The 15,636-nt window shown below is 52.6% G+C and carries 13 protein-coding genes; 10 read left to right on the forward strand and 3 right to left on the reverse strand.

The features are described from left to right. Positions 1-10: 10 nt before the first annotated feature. Together QZ516_RS08000 and mfd are read right to left on the reverse strand one after the other, a co-directional pair. The gene (locus QZ516_RS08000) at positions 11-814 is read right to left on the reverse strand and encodes a CsiV family protein (RefSeq protein ID WP_297188253.1); all 804 of its coding nucleotides are present in this window, start codon (positions 812-814) and stop codon (positions 11-13) included. After that, the gene (mfd, locus tag QZ516_RS08005) at positions 815-4,264 is read right to left on the reverse strand and encodes a transcription-repair coupling factor (RefSeq protein WP_297188255.1); all 3,450 of its coding nucleotides are present in this window, start codon (positions 4,262-4,264) and stop codon (positions 815-817) included. Between the two features lie 120 nt (positions 4,265-4,384). Between mfd and QZ516_RS08010 the strand changes: the two genes are divergently transcribed. The 10 genes from QZ516_RS08010 to nqrM all read left to right on the forward strand — a co-directional run bounded on the left by QZ516_RS08010 (position 4,385) and on the right by nqrM (position 14,121). Continuing rightward, complete coding sequence (locus QZ516_RS08010; RefSeq protein WP_297188257.1) at positions 4,385-5,035, forward strand: hypothetical protein; 651 nt, start codon at positions 4,385-4,387, stop codon at positions 5,033-5,035. 194 nt (positions 5,036-5,229) lie between these two features. Further along, the gene (locus tag QZ516_RS08015) at positions 5,230-6,705 is read left to right on the forward strand and encodes a glyceraldehyde-3-phosphate dehydrogenase (protein ID WP_297188259.1); all 1,476 of its coding nucleotides are present in this window, start codon (positions 5,230-5,232) and stop codon (positions 6,703-6,705) included. A gap of 279 nt (positions 6,706-6,984) precedes the next feature. Continuing rightward, the gene (locus QZ516_RS08020) at positions 6,985-8,328 is read left to right on the forward strand and encodes a Na(+)-translocating NADH-quinone reductase subunit A (RefSeq protein ID WP_297188260.1); all 1,344 of its coding nucleotides are present in this window, start codon (positions 6,985-6,987) and stop codon (positions 8,326-8,328) included. Positions 8,329-8,330: 2 nt separating this feature from the next. Next, entirely contained in the window at positions 8,331-9,533 is a 1,203-nt protein-coding gene (locus QZ516_RS08025) for an NADH:ubiquinone reductase (Na(+)-transporting) subunit B (RefSeq protein ID WP_297188263.1), read from the forward strand. Continuing rightward, on the forward strand, positions 9,526-10,299 hold the full coding sequence (locus QZ516_RS08030) for a Na(+)-translocating NADH-quinone reductase subunit C (protein WP_297188265.1): 774 nt from the start codon (positions 9,526-9,528) through the stop codon (positions 10,297-10,299). The genes QZ516_RS08025 and QZ516_RS08030 overlap by 8 nt, the downstream gene beginning before the upstream one ends. Before the next feature lie 5 nt (positions 10,300-10,304). After that, on the forward strand, positions 10,305-10,964 hold the full coding sequence (locus QZ516_RS08035; RefSeq protein ID WP_297188267.1) for an NADH:ubiquinone reductase (Na(+)-transporting) subunit D: 660 nt from the start codon (positions 10,305-10,307) through the stop codon (positions 10,962-10,964). Continuing rightward, positions 10,964-11,581, forward strand: a complete 618-nt coding sequence (nqrE, locus tag QZ516_RS08040) for an NADH:ubiquinone reductase (Na(+)-transporting) subunit E (RefSeq protein ID WP_297188269.1) — start codon at positions 10,964-10,966, stop codon at positions 11,579-11,581. Before QZ516_RS08035 ends, nqrE begins: the two co-directional genes overlap by 1 nt. A 21-nt stretch (positions 11,582-11,602) precedes the next feature. Next, a complete protein-coding gene (gene nqrF, locus QZ516_RS08045; protein ID WP_297188271.1) occupies positions 11,603-12,826 on the forward strand; it encodes an NADH:ubiquinone reductase (Na(+)-transporting) subunit F in 1,224 nt (407 codons plus the stop codon). A 41-nt stretch (positions 12,827-12,867) separates the two neighbouring features. Next, the gene (locus tag QZ516_RS08050; protein WP_297188273.1) at positions 12,868-13,872 is read left to right on the forward strand and encodes an FAD:protein FMN transferase; all 1,005 of its coding nucleotides are present in this window, start codon (positions 12,868-12,870) and stop codon (positions 13,870-13,872) included. Then, the gene (gene nqrM / locus QZ516_RS08055) at positions 13,873-14,121 is read left to right on the forward strand and encodes a (Na+)-NQR maturation NqrM (protein WP_297188275.1); all 249 of its coding nucleotides are present in this window, start codon (positions 13,873-13,875) and stop codon (positions 14,119-14,121) included. It abuts the gene before it with no gap. 33 nt (positions 14,122-14,154) lie between these two features. Here the strand turns inward: nqrM and QZ516_RS08060 are convergent, their stop codons facing one another. Further along, on the reverse strand, positions 14,155-15,576 hold the full coding sequence (locus QZ516_RS08060) for a LysM peptidoglycan-binding domain-containing protein (RefSeq protein ID WP_297188277.1): 1,422 nt from the start codon (positions 15,574-15,576) through the stop codon (positions 14,155-14,157). Between the last annotated feature and the right edge of the window lie 60 nt (positions 15,577-15,636).

The raw sequence follows: 15,636 nt of genomic DNA on the forward strand, positions 1-15,636 counted from the left end.
AGTGCTGAAGTCAGTCAGCTGCGGCCGAAGTATGACGTGTTACCAGAACCAGTACCCCCATTTCAGGGTGATCCAGATAGGTCAGTTTGTTCAGGTCCACCTGTTCCGACTGATTGAGAACAATGATCTTTTTAACCGGCGGGTGGCGTCGATCGACGGGACTGCTGGTATCGATGGCGGCCGCTGGCGAGGCGTCGCCGGGCACCGGAAGAGCCGCTAGCCAGGGTTTTACCGGTAATTGTGGCCAACTGTCTGGTCGGTCCGGATTGCCAGGTGAGGCGGTGCCAGTCCCTGCTGTGGTGGCAAAACTGGTTTTCCAGAGATCTGCCTGAATGTGCAGATAGCGGGTCACTACCAGCCGTATACTGCCCTCCAGCTCATGGTGGTTGCCATGGCGATGGCCTCCGGAAACAATAATCCAGGGGCTCTGTGCCTGTCCCAGCCCGGGTTGGCGCCATGCCATGTGGGTCAGTACTCGATAGCCTGCGGCGCGGTTCAGTGTGTATTCATCGGGTCCCAGGCTGAAATCTTCCTTCTCGAGACGAATCAACAGTTGTTCCGCAGGTTGGGGGTTGTCCGCCGATGTGGATGTATCGTTCTCAAGCCGTTGCCAGTTTTCCGGGTATTGCAGTCTGATGTTGGTCGGATGTTGTTCATCCTGATAAAGATCCTGCTGGCTGAATACGATCAGCTCAACCTGATACCAGTCTTCATTTGGATCCGCCCGGGTCTGGTCGGAGAGGCTTGTGCTTAAGGTGACTGCCAATAGCAGCAGACAGTTGAAAGGCATGCCAGCGGTTTTGAGTGGTCTCATTTAATGTCCATTGTTTGCGGGGGTAAGCCGGGTCAATAGCGTCTGTAGCTGTTCAAGTCGCTGTTCTTTCGTTTCCATCGGTAGAGTATATTTCAAGGTTGAAGCCCCTTGAAGTCGAAAAACAGTGGGCTCTTTTTGTACCATTTGTACAATCACCAGTGGTTCCACCAAGGTATCACTGCCAAATTCAATCCGTCCACCGGTTGCGCCGGCTTCTACCTTGCAGATGCCGAGTTGTCTGGCCTGAAGTTTCAGTGATGTGACTTGAAAGAGCGTCTTCAGATAATCGGGAAGCAGCCCGAAACGGTCGATCATCTCTACCTGAAGCTCCCATAAATCATCTTCTGTGGTGGCGTTGGCAATGCGCTTGTACATCATCAGACGCATGTGGACATCCGGCAAATAATCCTCGGGGATCAGCGCCGGCAGGTTCAGGTTGATCTCAATGTCCTCCGCCAGAGGCACATTCAACTCTACCGCCTTGCCTTTGCGCAGCGCATCAACAGCACGATCCAGCAGTTCCATGTAAAGCGTGAAACCAATCGATTGAATCTGTCCACTTTGATTCTCGCCGAGCAGTTCGCCGGCACCGCGAATTTCCAGATCATGGGTGGCCAGTGTAAACCCGGATCCCAGGTGATCGGCATGGGTGATGGCCTCGAGTCGCTTGATGGCGTCAGCCGTCATGGTTTTTGGCTCGGGAGTGAGCAGATAGGCATAGGCCTGGTGGTGAGAGCGTCCCACTCGGCCCCGCAATTGGTGCAGTTGGGCCAGCCCCAGTTTGTCGGCGCGGTCAATGATGATGGTGTTGGCACTGGGGATATCGATGCCGGTCTCGATGATGGTGGAGCATACCAGCACATTGAAGCGCTGGTGGTAAAAGTCGGACATGACTTTTTCAAGATCCCGCTCGCGCATCTGGCCGTGTGCGATATTAACCCGCGCCTCCGGCACCAGCTCTTCTATCACCTGCGCCGTTTTGCCAATGCTCTTGACCTCGTTGTGCAAATAATAGACCTGCCCGCCACGCAGAATTTCCCGCAGGATCGCCTCCCGGGTCACTCGGGGATCATTCTGGCGGACAAACGATTTTACCGAGAGTCTTCTCGCCGGGGGGGTAGCGATAATCGACAGATCCCGAATGCCTGACATCGACATGTTCAGGGTGCGTGGAATGGGAGTGGCCGTCAGTGTCAGGATGTCCACTTCGGCTCGCAGAGCCTTGATCTGTTCTTTCTGGCGGACGCCGAAGCGATGCTCCTCATCAATAATGAGCAGTCCCAGATTCTTGTAATTCACTTTGGCATGGAGCAGCTTGTGAGTACCGATCAGAATATCGACTTTTCCCAGGCCGGCACGGTGGAGAACCTCCTGTTGTTCCTTGTCAGAACGGAATCGCGATAGCTCCTCGATAGTGACTGGCCAGTTGGCAAATCGGTCGCGAAAGTTTTCCAGGTGTTGATGGGCCAGAAGGGTGGTCGGCACCAGCATCACCACCTGTTTGCCGCTGGCCACAGCGATAAAGGCGGCGCGCATGGCGACTTCCGTTTTCCCGAAGCCAACATCCCCACAGACAAGTCGGTCCATGGGCTGCTCAGCCAGCATATCCCGCCTGACGGCTTCGATGGTGTCCAGCTGATCGGGCGTTTCCTCGAAGGGGAAATCCGCACAGAAAGCGCGGTAGTCCGCTGCCGGGTCGCGGCAGGCAAACCCCTTGCGCGCTGCCCGCGTCGCATAGATGTCCAGCAACTCGGTGGCGGTATCGCGAATCTGCCGCAGGGCCTTGTCTCTGGCTCTTTGCCACTGGTCTGTGCCCAGTCGGTGTAAGGGTGCCAGGCTGTCTTCCGCACCACTGTAGCGGCTGATTAAGTGCAGCGATGAGACCGGGACGTAGAGTTTTGCCTGATCGGCATAGGATAACGTCAGAAACTCCTGGGGTTCGCCACTGGCGGTGATGGTCTGCAATCCCAGGTAACGACCGACACCGTGATCGATATGGACCACGGGCGCCCCAACGCTCAGTTCAGTCAGGTTTTTGATGACCTGGTCGGCATCGGTGCGCTCTTTGTTGCGTCGGCGACGTTGCATGACCTGCTGGCCAAACAGTTCTGTCTCGGTAATCAGGCTGATATTTGCCGGCGCTACAACAAAGCCGCGGGTCAGCGGGTAGGCGGTTATGGCGAGGGCTTGTGTTCCTTCGGCAAAAGATTCCCAGTCGGTTACGTCCTCTGGGCGAATAGACTGGCGGCCGAGCAATTCCAGCAGGGTTTCCCGGCGGCCCGCTGATTCCGCGCAGATCAGTACCCGCTGTCTCGCGTTGGCCAGATGTTCCTGAAGTTTTTTCAGGGGATTGTCTGCCTTGGCATCAATCGCCACCGGCGGTGGAGCGGATATGTGCAGGGAAAAATGATTTTTCTGCTGGTCGGATTCGCTATTGATTCGTGTGCAGGGGTATTCTTTCAGATGGCCGAACAGTTCTTCGACCGGGATAAATAAGGCTGCCGGGGGGAGCAGCGGCCTGGTTGGATCAACACCGTATTCCTGGTAGCGCTGGCTGGCATCCTGCCAGAATTTTTCGGCGGCCTGTTCCACAGCCCCTTCGGTAAAGATAAGGCTGTGATCGGGCAGGTAATCAAACAGGGTGGCGGTTTCTTCAAAAAACAGAGGCAGAAAATACTCGATTCCCTGGGGTGGAATACCCTCACTGACATCCCTGAAGACCGGGCAGCGTCGCTCATCGACATCAAAGCGGGACAGCCAGTTGTTCTGAAAGCGCCGGATAGCCGGTTTGTCCAATGGGACTTCCCGTGCGGGCAGTAGGTGTATGTGATCGGTTTGCTCCAGCGTGCGCTGGGTGTCCGGGTCGAAGGTGCGAAGCGTCTCAATTTCATCGTCGAACAGGTCGATACGAAAGGGCAGTGTGGCACCCATCGGGAAGATATCAATCAGAGCGCCCCGAACAGCGTATTCACCGTGTTCGGCCACGGTATCAACACAGCGATAGCCTGCTGACTCCAGTTGGGTGCGCACTGTATCGAGATTCAGCTTGTCACCACGTCGGTAATCGAAGGCGCGCTGATTGACGAACTCGGCGGGCGGCAAGCGGTGCATCAGGGTGCCGACGGGCACTATCACGACACCGCTACGGGTTTGCGGTAAGCGGGAAAGGGTGCGCAACCGTTCGGAGACAATATCCTGATGCGGTGAAAAGATATCGTAGGGAAGGGTTTCCCAGTCAGGGAAATGGAGTACAGCGGCCTCTTCGCCGAGGAAGAATTTCAGTTCGGATTCCAGCTCAGCTGCTGCTTTTGCCGAGTCTGCAATGACGACGGTCAGCCCCGGCACTTGTTGGCTTGCCTCGGCAATGACCAGGGCGCTGCCGCCGTTTACATCCTGCCAAACGCGCTTGTCGCCAGCTGTGTTGGCTGGCGGTAGTGACAAAATCGACATACTGGAATGGCACTTCTGTGGGTTAACCTTGAAGGTATGCTATTTTAGCGGGGCAATAGAGAGATTGATATGCCGTACCCGTGTTTTCCATTCAGAGGCAGTTTGCTGATAGGCTTTTGCTTGCTGTATCTGCTGGTGATGACCGGCTGCAGCGGCTCCTCATTCCGGGTCCAGGATCTGGCCAAAACGGATATCGATATGGTGGCGGACCTGCACTATCAGCAGGTCGAGCTGTTGCTCAAGGAGCTGACGGTGAAGCTCTATAAGAGGAATCCGCGAGAATTGCAGAAGGTCCCCGGCAAGACGATAGACCTTCGTGTCACACAGATTTTTACCCATCCGGGAAAGCCCCAATTTGCTGAGCTGGGCGGCAGTGGGATCGATGCTATGCAGCTGTCTGTGGACCCGGCATTCAGAGGCGACCGCGTGTTTGCCCTGATGGTGGGAATGACGGGCATGATCAGGGAGTCCTACGGCATGAAAACCGAGTTTTTCATGCTCAGCAAGCTTGATTATCAGAAGCTTTATTACAGTGCCCGCAACATTGAAATTGCCATGTGGCGGATCAGAACGCACCTGGACGAACAGGGCAAGGCCCTGATTCTTACCAATAGTCGCAAGGGGGAGGGTTATAACCTCAGTTACGAGCGCCTGTTCGGTAAATTGATTGCCCATCAGGATATGCTCGCCTTGATCATTGCCCAAAAAAACCAGCGAGTCATCAAAACAGTTGCCCTGAATGTGGCCAGCATGGCATTTATCCCCCTCTGAAAATTTCCCTGGCCAGTAATCACCGTTGCGGTGTCCGGTTTTTTGACCGCATAGCTGTTTGCTGATCCAGATCAACCATCGTCGAACCGCAGTACCGGTTATTCACCGCACTTTGTTGCCCTTAAAAGACTGAATGCCGATAATAGCGCCCCAACCCGTGATGGGATTGCCGCCCATCGTGTTAGACCAACAAAATGAGAGGTTTACCTGTGACCGAACAACATCGCCCCATTCCTGCCGACTTTTTTGCTGACTGGAAAGAGCGCGAGTCGCTGGCCGAAGCCATGATCCCGCTGATCGGAAAGCTTTACAGGCAAAATAACGTCTCTCTCTACATGTATGGCAAGAATATGGTCAATCGTTCAGTGATTGATCTGATGAAGGTTCATCGTTTTGTTCGCCAGATTGAACAGAATGAGCTTTCGGAATTTGAAACCTTCCCTCTGATTCTGGCGTTGTCGGAAATGGATTTGGGGCCTGCCCATATCGACGTGGGTAAGCTGACTGTCAAATACCAGGAGTCCGGTAATGGCGAGAATCTGACTGCGTTCCTGCAACGGGAGGTGGGCGATGACATTGGTTGCGTGCGCAAGCCACTGCCACAACCCCAGGATGTGGTGCTCTACGGTTTTGGTCGTATCGGCCGGTTGCTGGCCAGATTGTTGATTGAAAAGACAGGTAGCGGTGATCTGTTGCGATTGCGTGCCATTGTGGTTCGCAAGGGGGGCAGTGCGGATGATTTGGCCAAACGAGCCAGCCTGCTACGACGCGATTCTGTTCACGGTGCGTTTGACGGCACCATCAGGGTCATTGAGGATAAAAATATTCTGGTGTGTAACGGCAACCCCATTCAGGTGATCTACGCCGACTCTCCTGCGGAGGTAGATTACACCCGCTACGGTATCAGCAATGCCATTGTGATTGACAATACCGGTGTATGGCGTGATGAAGAGGGTCTATCCAGGCACCTGCAATGCCCCGGTGCCAGCAAGGTGATCCTCACCGCGCCCGGCAAGGGCAATATTCCGAATATTGTTTATGGGATCAACCAAAATGAGATTACTGCAGATACCAAAATAATTTCTGCCGCGTCCTGTACCACCAATGCCATTGTGCCCGTGCTGAAAGCCCTGATGGACGAATTCGGCATAGACCGTGGGCATGTGGAAACCGTACATTCCTACACGAACGATCAGAACCTGATTGATAACTATCACAAAGGGTCACGTCGGGGTCGCAGTGCCGCGCTCAATATGGTGATTACCGAGACAGGTGCTGCCAAGGCGGTGGCAAAGGCATTGCCGGAGCTGGCCGGCAAGTTGACCGGTAATGCGATTCGGGTGCCGACACCCAACGTATCCATGGCGATTCTCAATTTGCAGCTGGGTCGTGAGACAACCAGAGAAGAGCTCAATGAATACATGAGAAAAACCGCACTCTATTCGTCTTTGCAGCAACAGATTGACTATACAATTTCTTCCGAAGCGGTCTCGACCGACTTTGTCGGCTCGCGGCATGCCTGTGTTTATGATTCAGAGGCGACGATCGTGAGTGGTGACAGTGTTGTGCTGTATTGTTGGTACGACAATGAGTTTGGTTATAGCTGTCAAGTGGTGCGATGTCTGGAAAATCTGGCTGGCGTATCCTGGCCGATGTACCCAACAGCCTGACGGGCAGTGTCTCTCGCTGCAGTCGGGAGCTGTTGCCCTGACAAATTGTTGGTGGTGGGTGCTTGGTCGAGAATCAATTACCACAATGTCTGTACTGGTAATGGGAAGCCTCCGCCTTTATAATCGCGCCGATTTATTTGCCGGTGTCGGTGTGCTTCAAGCAAGCCACCTTGCACGAAAAGCACTGGTGCTGCCGTAGGATGACCACGATGTTTTCGGCTGCATTTTGGGGGCTCGAGAAGAGCAATAATTAATTACATTTCGTAATAGGCATTACCTATGATTAAGATCCGTCGGGGATTGGACTTACCTGTTTCGGGCTCGCCCGAGCAAGTCATTCACGATGGTCCCACAGTGAAATCTGTTGCTGTTGTTGGCCCTGATTACGTTGGTATGAAACCAACCATGGAGGTCAAAGAAGGCGACAGGGTCAAACTGGGCCAGTTACTTTTTACTGACAAAAAAACCGAGGGCGTCCGTTATACCGCCCCGGCTGCCGGGGTGGTCACTGCCATCAACCGCGGTGAGCGGAGAGTGCTCCAGTCAGTGGTGATCGATGTGGAGGGTGATGAAGAAGAAACCTTTGCAGCGTACAGCAATGATGAGTTGAGTCACCTCGACCGCGCGGCAGTGGTAGAGAATCTGGTCAATTCAGGTTTGTGGACGTCACTGCGCACGCGTCCCTATTCAAAAGTGCCGTCGCCATCTGCGACGTCACCGAGCTCCATTTTTGTCACTGCGATGGATACCAATCCGCTCTCGGCGGATCCGGCGCTGGTCATTGCCGAACGCGCAGATGACTTCGAGAACGGGTTGACCGTGATAAGCCGTCTGACGGACGGGGCAGTGCATCTTTGTACCTCCAGTGATTCCCCGATTAGTGGAAGCGCTACCGGTGTTCAGGTGCACAGCTTTGCTGGGCCGCACCCCGCCGGACTCGCCGGCACCCATATCCACTTTATCGATCCGGTGAGTGATCACAAAACGGTCTGGACGGTGGGTTACCAGGATGTACTGGCGATAGGTGCATTGTTCACGACAGGCCATATCGATACCCGCAGAGTCATATCGCTGGCGGGCCCCCAGGTTGCCAGGCCGCGACTGGTTCGCACAAGACTGGGTGCCAATCTCTCAGAATTGACTGCCGGTGAGCTAAAGGACGGTCAGAATCGACTGGTTTCCGGATCGGTGCTTTCCGGTAGAGCGGCCAGTGGACCTTTTGATTTCCTGGGTCGTTACCATGTCCAGGTATCGGTTTTGCTGGAAGGTCGGCAACGGGAGTTTTTCCGTTATCTTTCTCTTGGTGGCCACCGGCACTCAGCGATGCCTATTTACCTGTCATCCCTGAGCAAGAGCAAAAAGTTTGATTTCACGACCAATACCAATGGCAGTGAGCGGGCGATGGTGCCGCTGGGCAACTATGAGAAAGTGATGCCGCTGGATATATTGCCTACCCAGTTATTGCGGGCGCTGATTGTCGGGGATACGGAGACAGCACAGAAGTTGGGCTGTCTGGAGCTGGATGAGGAAGACTTGGCACTTTGTACCTATGTCTGCGTAGGAAAGTATGAATACGGTCCGATTCTTCGGGATAATCTGGCCCGCATTGAGAAGGAGGGCTGATAATGAAAATATTGCGTAATTATCTCGATAAAATTGAGCCCCACTTCGAGCATGGCGGTAAGTTGCACAAGTGGTATGCCCTCTATGAGGCGGTAGATACGATTTTCTACTCCCCGGGGACAGTGACCAAAAACGGCTCGCATATCCGCGACGGCATTGATCTGAAGCGTGTCATGATCACCGTCTGGCTGGCAGCCTTTCCGGCCATGTTTTATGGCATGTACAACCTCGGTTTCCAGGCCAACACCATTTTGGCAGCTATGGATGCCACATCCATAGAAGGTTGGCGGGGACCATTAATCACCCTGTTTGCCGGACATGATCCGAGCAGCATCTGGGACTGTCTCTGGTATGGTGCCGTTTACTTCATTCCCATTTATGTGGTGACCTTTGTTGTGGGTGGCTTCTGGGAGGTTATGTTTGCCACCGTTCGGGGTCATGAAATCAACGAAGGGTTTTTTGTCACCTCGATCCTTTTCGCCCTTGTCTGCCCCCCTGACATGCCGCTGTGGATGGTGGCTCTGGGTATCAGTTTTGGTGTGGTGATTGGCAAGGAAGTCTTTGGTGGTACCGGCAAAAACTTTCTCAACCCGGCACTCGCCGGTCGAGCCTTTCTGTATTTTGCCTATCCTGCCGAGATGTCCGGTGATGCGGTATGGACTGCTGTCGATGGCTATACCGGCGCGACGGCTCTGTCTGTCGCCGCCAGTGAAGGTATGGCGGCACTACAGAATCAAATGACCTGGCTGGATGCGTTCCTTGGCAATCTGCATGGTTCGGTTGGTGAGGTTTCCACACTGGCCATCTTTATCGGGGGTGCTCTGTTGCTGATTACCAAAATCGCCTCTTGGCGCATCGTTGCCGGCGTAATGATCGGTATGATTGCGTTGTCGACCCTGTTTAATTTTATTGGCTCTGAAACCAACCCCATGTTTGCCATGCCCTGGTACTGGCATATGGTGGTAGGTGGATTCGCTTTCGGCATGATATTTATGGCCACTGAACCCGTTTCTGCCTCAATGACCAACACGGGAAAACTGTGGTACGGCGTATTGATAGGTGTGATGGCGGTGTTGATCCGTGTTGTGAATCCGGCTTTCCCGGAGGGCATCATGCTGGCGATACTCTTCGCCAATCTATTCGCGCCGCTGATCGACCACTTTGTGGTGCAATCCAATATCAAAAGGAGACTTGCACGTGGCTAGTAATGAGCGGATAGGTAAAGTTCTGACAGTTGCTGTCGCGTTGTGTCTGGTCTGTTCTGTGGTAGTGTCGTCGGCAGCGGTGCTGTTGCGTGATGCCCAGCAGGCCAACAAGGCGCGGGATAAGAAATCCAATATTCTTTCTGCTGCCGGATTGCTTGAGCCCGGCATGAGTGTTGAAGCGCAGTTTAAAAAAATCGAGGTCAAGATGGTGAATATCGACACCGGTAAGTTTACCGATGACGTTTCTCCAGACACATATGATCAGCGCAAAGCGGCGAAGAACCCGGAGCTTTCGGTGAGTCTTTCGAAAGAGGAGGATGTGGCTGGCATATCCCGCCGCGCAAAATATGCTGTCGTGTATTTGGTGCGCGATGGTGATGACCTTGAAAAGGTGGTGTTACCAATTAGGGGTCCCGGCCTCTGGTCCACGCTTTATGGCTTTATCGCCATTGAGGGTGATCTCAATACAGTCGCCGGTTTGGGCTTTTATGAGCACGGCGAGACCCCCGGCCTGGGTGGTGAAGTTGACAATCCGCTGTGGAAAGACAACTGGCCAGGCAAGAAAATTTACGGGGATGATGGGGACGTTCAGCTGACGGTGATCAAGGGCTCTGTTGATAAATCCCGCTCGGAGGCAATTTACCAGGTGGATGGTTTGTCCGGTGCTACCCTGACAACACGTGGCGTTGATAACCTCGTTGAATTCTGGATGGGTAAAAATGGCTTCGGTAAATTTCTCTCCAATCTGAAAGCCGGGGAGGCGTAATCACTATGAAAATCAAAGACATTATTGTCAGACCTATTTTCGATAACAACCCTATTGCCCTGCAGATACTGGGCATCTGTTCTGCATTGGCAGTGACATCCAGTATGAAAGTATCGCTGGTTATGTGCATTGCATTGACAGTGGTAGTGGCGTTTTCCAACCTGTTTGTTTCAATGCTTCGCCATCACATTCCCGGCAGCATTCGTATCATTGTGCAGATGACGATCATTGCCTCACTGGTAATTGTTGTCGATCAGATAATCAAGGCAGTGGCTTACGATATCAGTAAACAATTGTCCGTTTTTGTGGGGTTGATTATTACCAATTGCATCGTGATGGGCCGTGCAGAGGCTTTTGCCATGAAAAACCCACCGATTTCCAGTTTTCTGGATGGTATCGGCAATGGTCTTGGCTACAGCATGATTCTGATTGTGGTGGCGTTCTTCCGTGAACTGTTGGGTACGGGGAAGCTGATGGGTATTGAAATCATGACCGCTACCAACGTTGGGGGCTGGTATGTACCGAATGGTCTGATGCTTTTACCCCCGAGCGCTTTCTTTATTATCGGTTTCATTATCTGGGCGATTCGCGCCAGGAAAAAGGATCAGGTAGAACCGGCGGACTTTACAATTTCGGCCAATAGTGGCACCAAGGAGGCGATGTAATGGAACATTATCTGGGTCTTCTGATACGGGCGATATTTATCGAGAATATGGCCCTGGCTTTTTTCCTTGGTATGTGTACGTTTATCGCCATTTCGAAAAAGGTCGAAGCCGCTATTGGTCTTGGCATAGCGGTCATTGTGGTGTTGACGATCACCGTGCCGGTTAACAATATTATCTACACAGCCCTTCTTGCTGAAGGCGCGCTCGCCTGGACAGGCATTGAGGCGTTGGCCAATGTAGACCTGAGCTTTCTGGGTTTGCTGAGCTATATTGGTGTGATTGCCGCCATCGTTCAGATTATGGAGATGTTTCTGGACAAGTATGTTCCGGCCCTCTACAACGCATTGGGCGTGTTCCTGCCATTGATTACCGTGAATTGTGCCATTTTGGGTGCTGCATTATTCATGGTGGAGCGCGACTATAATCTGGCTGAAAGTGCTGTATACGGGTTTGGTGCCGGTACTGGCTGGGCGCTTGCGATTGTGGCCCTGGCAGGCATTCGGGAAAAGCTTAAATACAGCGATGTCCCGGAGGGTCTACGTGGCCTGGGCATTACATTTATCACGGTTGGCCTGATGTCGTTGGGCTTTATGTCCTTCGGCGGCATATCCCTGTAATCGGCGAAGAGAGGATAGATAATGAATCTGGAAATCATACTCGGCGTCGTCATGTTTACCGTTGTCGTGCTGGCATTGGTGGCCTTCATCCTGGCAGCGAGATCACAGTTGGTCAGTTCCGGTGACGTGACCATTGATATCAATGGTGAGAAGAAAATTACCGTAGCTGCTGGTAACAAGCTTTTGCAAACTCTGTCCAACGCTGGACTTTTCCTGCCCTCCGCCTGCGGTGGTGGTGGCACATGCGCCCAATGTAAATGTATTGTCCTCGATGGTGGCGGTGCCATGCTGCCAACCGAAGAGTCACACTTTACCCGCCGTGAAGCTAAAGAGGGCTGGCGTCTTTCCTGTCAAACGCCGGTTAAACAGGATATGCGGGTAGAGGTCCCCGAGGATGTCTTTGGGGTCAAGCAGTGGGAGTGCACGGTTGACAGCAATCCGAATGTGGCTACTTTCATCAAAGAACTGACGTTGCGTTTGCCTGAGGGTGAGAACGTCAACTTCCGAGCCGGTGGTTATGTCCAGCTCGAATGCCCTCCCCACCATGTCAAATACAAAGATTTTGATATTGAACCCGAATACCGGGCGGATTGGGAACGATTTGGGTTTTTCGATCTGGAATCAAAAGTGGATGAAACCGTTATCCGCGCCTACTCCATGGCCAATTACCCGGAAGAGCGGGGTGTGGTGAAGTTCAATATTCGCTGTGCGACACCACCGCCCGGATCCAAAGGCATTCCCCCGGGTCAGATGTCCTCTTACACCTTTAGCCTGAAACCCGGCGATACAATTAAGGTGTACGGCCCATTTGGCGAATTCTTTGCCAAGGACACCAATGCGGAAATGGTGTTTGTCGGTGGTGGTGCCGGTATGGCGCCCATGCGCTCGCACATCTTTGACCAGCTTCGCCGGATAAAAACTGATCGCAAGATAACGTTCTGGTATGGCGCTCGCAGCCTCAAGGAGTGTTTCTACAGCGAGGAATATGACGAACTGGCTGAGCAAAATCCCAACTTTGAGTGGCATTTGGCCCTTTCGGATCCACAGCCCGAAGATAACTGGGAAGGGCTCACTGGCTTTATTCACCAGGTGCTTTATGAAAACTATCTAAAGGACCATCCTGCCCCGGAAGATTGTGAGTATTACATGTGTGGTCCACCCATGATGAATGCCGCGATGATTAAAATGTTGGTTGACCTCGGTGTAGAGAAAGACAATATCCTTCTTGATGACTTTGGTGGTTAATGAATCATTTGATCAACCGACTAAAAATAAAAGCGGGGCCTATGGCCTCGTTTTTATTTGTCGCTGCAATGGTTTTTCTGTTGTCTGCCTGCGATCGACAGTCTCAGTTGGTGTTCGACGGTCGGACGATGGGCACTACCTATCAGATCAAATTGGTGCCGGGTGAGCAATCAGTCAGTGACGGCCTTGGACAAAGAATTCAATCCAGATTGGACAGTCTGAACCAGACCTTCACGACCTATCAGCAGGATTCAGAATTGATGTTGTTGAATCGCGCACCAGTGGATCAGATTTATGCAGTTTCGTCAGATATGTCAAAGGTGTTGAAAACTGCCAAGGAAGTACATCAATTGACGTCCGGGGCATTTGATCCCACCGTGGGTGCATTGGTAAATCTATGGGGGTTTGGTCCGGATAACACAGGCGACCGGATTCCTTCGGAAGCAGATATAGCCGCTGAACTGGCATTGGTGGGTTTCAATAAGCTGCAGATCACCCCGGATGGTGCCAACATTATTAGATCCAGCGATATTGCGCTGGATATGTCTGCGGTTGCCAAGGGCTACGCAGTTGATGCTGTTGCAGAATTACTGGAGGGAGAGGGGTTTAACAATTATCTGGTTGAGGTGGGTGGTGAGCTTCGCCTAAACGGTTTAAAAGCGAACAAGGATCCCTGGCGTATTGCCATTGAAGCGCCTTCCCTTGAAAGGGGATTGGTTCAGAAAGTCCTGATTCCCGGAGACGTCGCAGTGGCAACCTCTGGAGATTATCGCAATTATTTTGAAAAAGACGGCAAGCGCTATTCGCATACCATAGACCCGCGCACCGGTTATCCACTCGACCATCAACTGGCTTCTGTTACGATTATTGCTGAAACGGCAGTTTTTGCGGATGCTCTGGCCACCGGATTTATGGTGCTGGGTGCTGATGCCAGTCTTAAAGTGGCTGAAAAAAATAAACTGGCGGTTTATTTGTTGGTCAAAGAGGGAGATGCTTTTAAAGGCTACTATTCATCTGCCTTTGCCCCTTATCTGTCCGGAGACTAGATGATGTTGGAGTTTGTGCTGGTATTTATGGTGCTGATGCTGATCATTGCAGCCATGGCTGTTGGTGTGATGATGGGAAGAAAGCCATTAAAGGGATCCTGTGGCGGTGTTGGTGCTGCGTTGGGTGAAAAAAACTACAACTGTGACATCTGTGGGGATGATCCCAATAAATGCGATGAGATAAGCCAGGCCGATTCGGGTGGTGAAGGTCCGCGCAGTGATTTAGCCTACGACGCCACCAGACGATAAGAACACTTTTTTATTAGCGTTTGCGGTAGAGGGTCAAATACGCAAGGGATTAATAAATAAAGTCAGCTGTTGCCCCGGTTTGAGATAATTCTCAGGATTCAGCTTATTCCAGCTCAGAATATCGTCAATTTTCAGGTCAAACTTGCTGGCGATGCGGTATAGCGAGTCGCCCCGGCGAACCTGATAATTGACCTTTTTCTCTTTTGTTGTCGCCGTTGCTGAGCCTGAACCTGCTTTCACATTAAGTAGTTGTCCAGGCCTTAAGGGTGCATTGATATCCAGCTGACTCCATGTTGCGATATCCTGAACACTGACCTCATGTTCCCTGGCAATCCGCCAAAGCGTATCCCCGGCTTCCACGCGATATGAGACTAGAGAGACCGTCTGTGGATGGTGATCGAGGCCCGTACCGGGAATCTTCAGGCGCTGGCCAATTTTGAGTAAATCCCCCTGCAGACCATTCTGAACGCGTAACTGACGAATACCGACTCTATGTTTAGCCGCAATGCCTGACAGGGTATCTCCGGACCTGACTTGATACTCCTTGATCGGTGCCCACTGAGCGACTGGTGTATTGTTTAGTACCAGTTTGAATCCTTCTATGCTCTCTACCGGAAGGACAATCCGGTGGGGACCTTCAGGATGGGTGACCCAGCGGCTGTAGCCGGCATTGAGCTTATGCAGTGTGCCGCTGTCAATGCTGGCCATTTCCGCAGCTTTAACCAGATCGAGTTGTTCTGGTAAATCGACGACCTCAAAGTAGGGCGAGTCCGGAATCGAAGGCAACACGATGCCGTGGGATGCGGGGTCTGCAACTACCCGGGATATCGCCAGCAATTGCGGTACATAGGCCCTGGTTTCACGGGGCAATTTCAGTGACCAGAAATCCGTTGGTTTGCCGTCGCGCTTGTTGCGCTCAATGGCTCTTCTGACCGTGCCTTCACCACTGTTGTAGGCCGCCAAAGCCAATAACCAGTCGCCTTCAAAATAGTTGTTCAGGTATGTCAGGTAACTGATCGCCGCTTCGGTTGCCGCCAGTGGATCACGGCGTCCGTCGTACCACCAGTCCTGTTTGAGTCCGAATCGATCGCCAGTCATCGGGATGAACTGCCAGAGTCCAGATGCCTGGCTGCCAGAGTGGGCAAAAGGATCGTAGGCGCTTTCAACCACCGGCAGCAGTGTCAACTCCAGGGGCAGCTTGTTGTGTTCCAGCGCCTCAACAATATGGTAGAGATACAGCTCGCTGCGGCTCATGACGCGGTCAATATAGCTCTGGTTATTGCTGAACCACTCGACCTGTTTAGCGATGCGGGGGTCATTGTAGTGCCCTTGCAGGGTCATGCCATCGCGCACTCGGTGCCACAGGTCATCGGGAGTGCTGGGCATGGGGTTGACCGGTTCGGTTTTGTCAGTATTTTTTCCGGAGAAGATGATCCACCGTTTTTCCCGAGGCACAGCGGCAAGCTGTGTATTGGTCTTCTTCACTTTGCTGGGGTGGGTGGTTGCGCTATGCGG

This window comes from uncultured Porticoccus sp., from assembly GCF_913061305.1.
Taxonomy (GTDB): domain Bacteria; phylum Pseudomonadota; class Gammaproteobacteria; order Pseudomonadales; family Porticoccaceae; genus Porticoccus.

Coding starts and splice junctions, on each gene's coding strand:
- mfd (WP_297188255.1), bottom strand. CDS start 4,264: ATGTCGATTTTGTCACTACCGCCAGCCAACACAGCTGGCGACAAGCGC.
- QZ516_RS08015 (WP_297188259.1), top strand. CDS start 5,230: ATGAGAGGTTTACCTGTGACCGAACAACATCGCCCCATTCCTGCCGAC.
- QZ516_RS08050 (WP_297188273.1), top strand. CDS start 12,868: ATGGCCTCGTTTTTATTTGTCGCTGCAATGGTTTTTCTGTTGTCTGCC.
- QZ516_RS08000 (WP_297188253.1), bottom strand. CDS start 814: ATGAGACCACTCAAAACCGCTGGCATGCCTTTCAACTGTCTGCTGCTA.
- QZ516_RS08035 (WP_297188267.1), top strand. CDS start 10,305: ATGAAAATCAAAGACATTATTGTCAGACCTATTTTCGATAACAACCCT.
- QZ516_RS08020 (WP_297188260.1), top strand. CDS start 6,985: ATGATTAAGATCCGTCGGGGATTGGACTTACCTGTTTCGGGCTCGCCC.
- nqrE (WP_297188269.1), top strand. CDS start 10,964: ATGGAACATTATCTGGGTCTTCTGATACGGGCGATATTTATCGAGAAT.
- QZ516_RS08025 (WP_297188263.1), top strand. CDS start 8,331: ATGAAAATATTGCGTAATTATCTCGATAAAATTGAGCCCCACTTCGAG.
- nqrF (WP_297188271.1), top strand. CDS start 11,603: ATGAATCTGGAAATCATACTCGGCGTCGTCATGTTTACCGTTGTCGTG.
- nqrM (WP_297188275.1), top strand. CDS start 13,873: ATGATGTTGGAGTTTGTGCTGGTATTTATGGTGCTGATGCTGATCATT.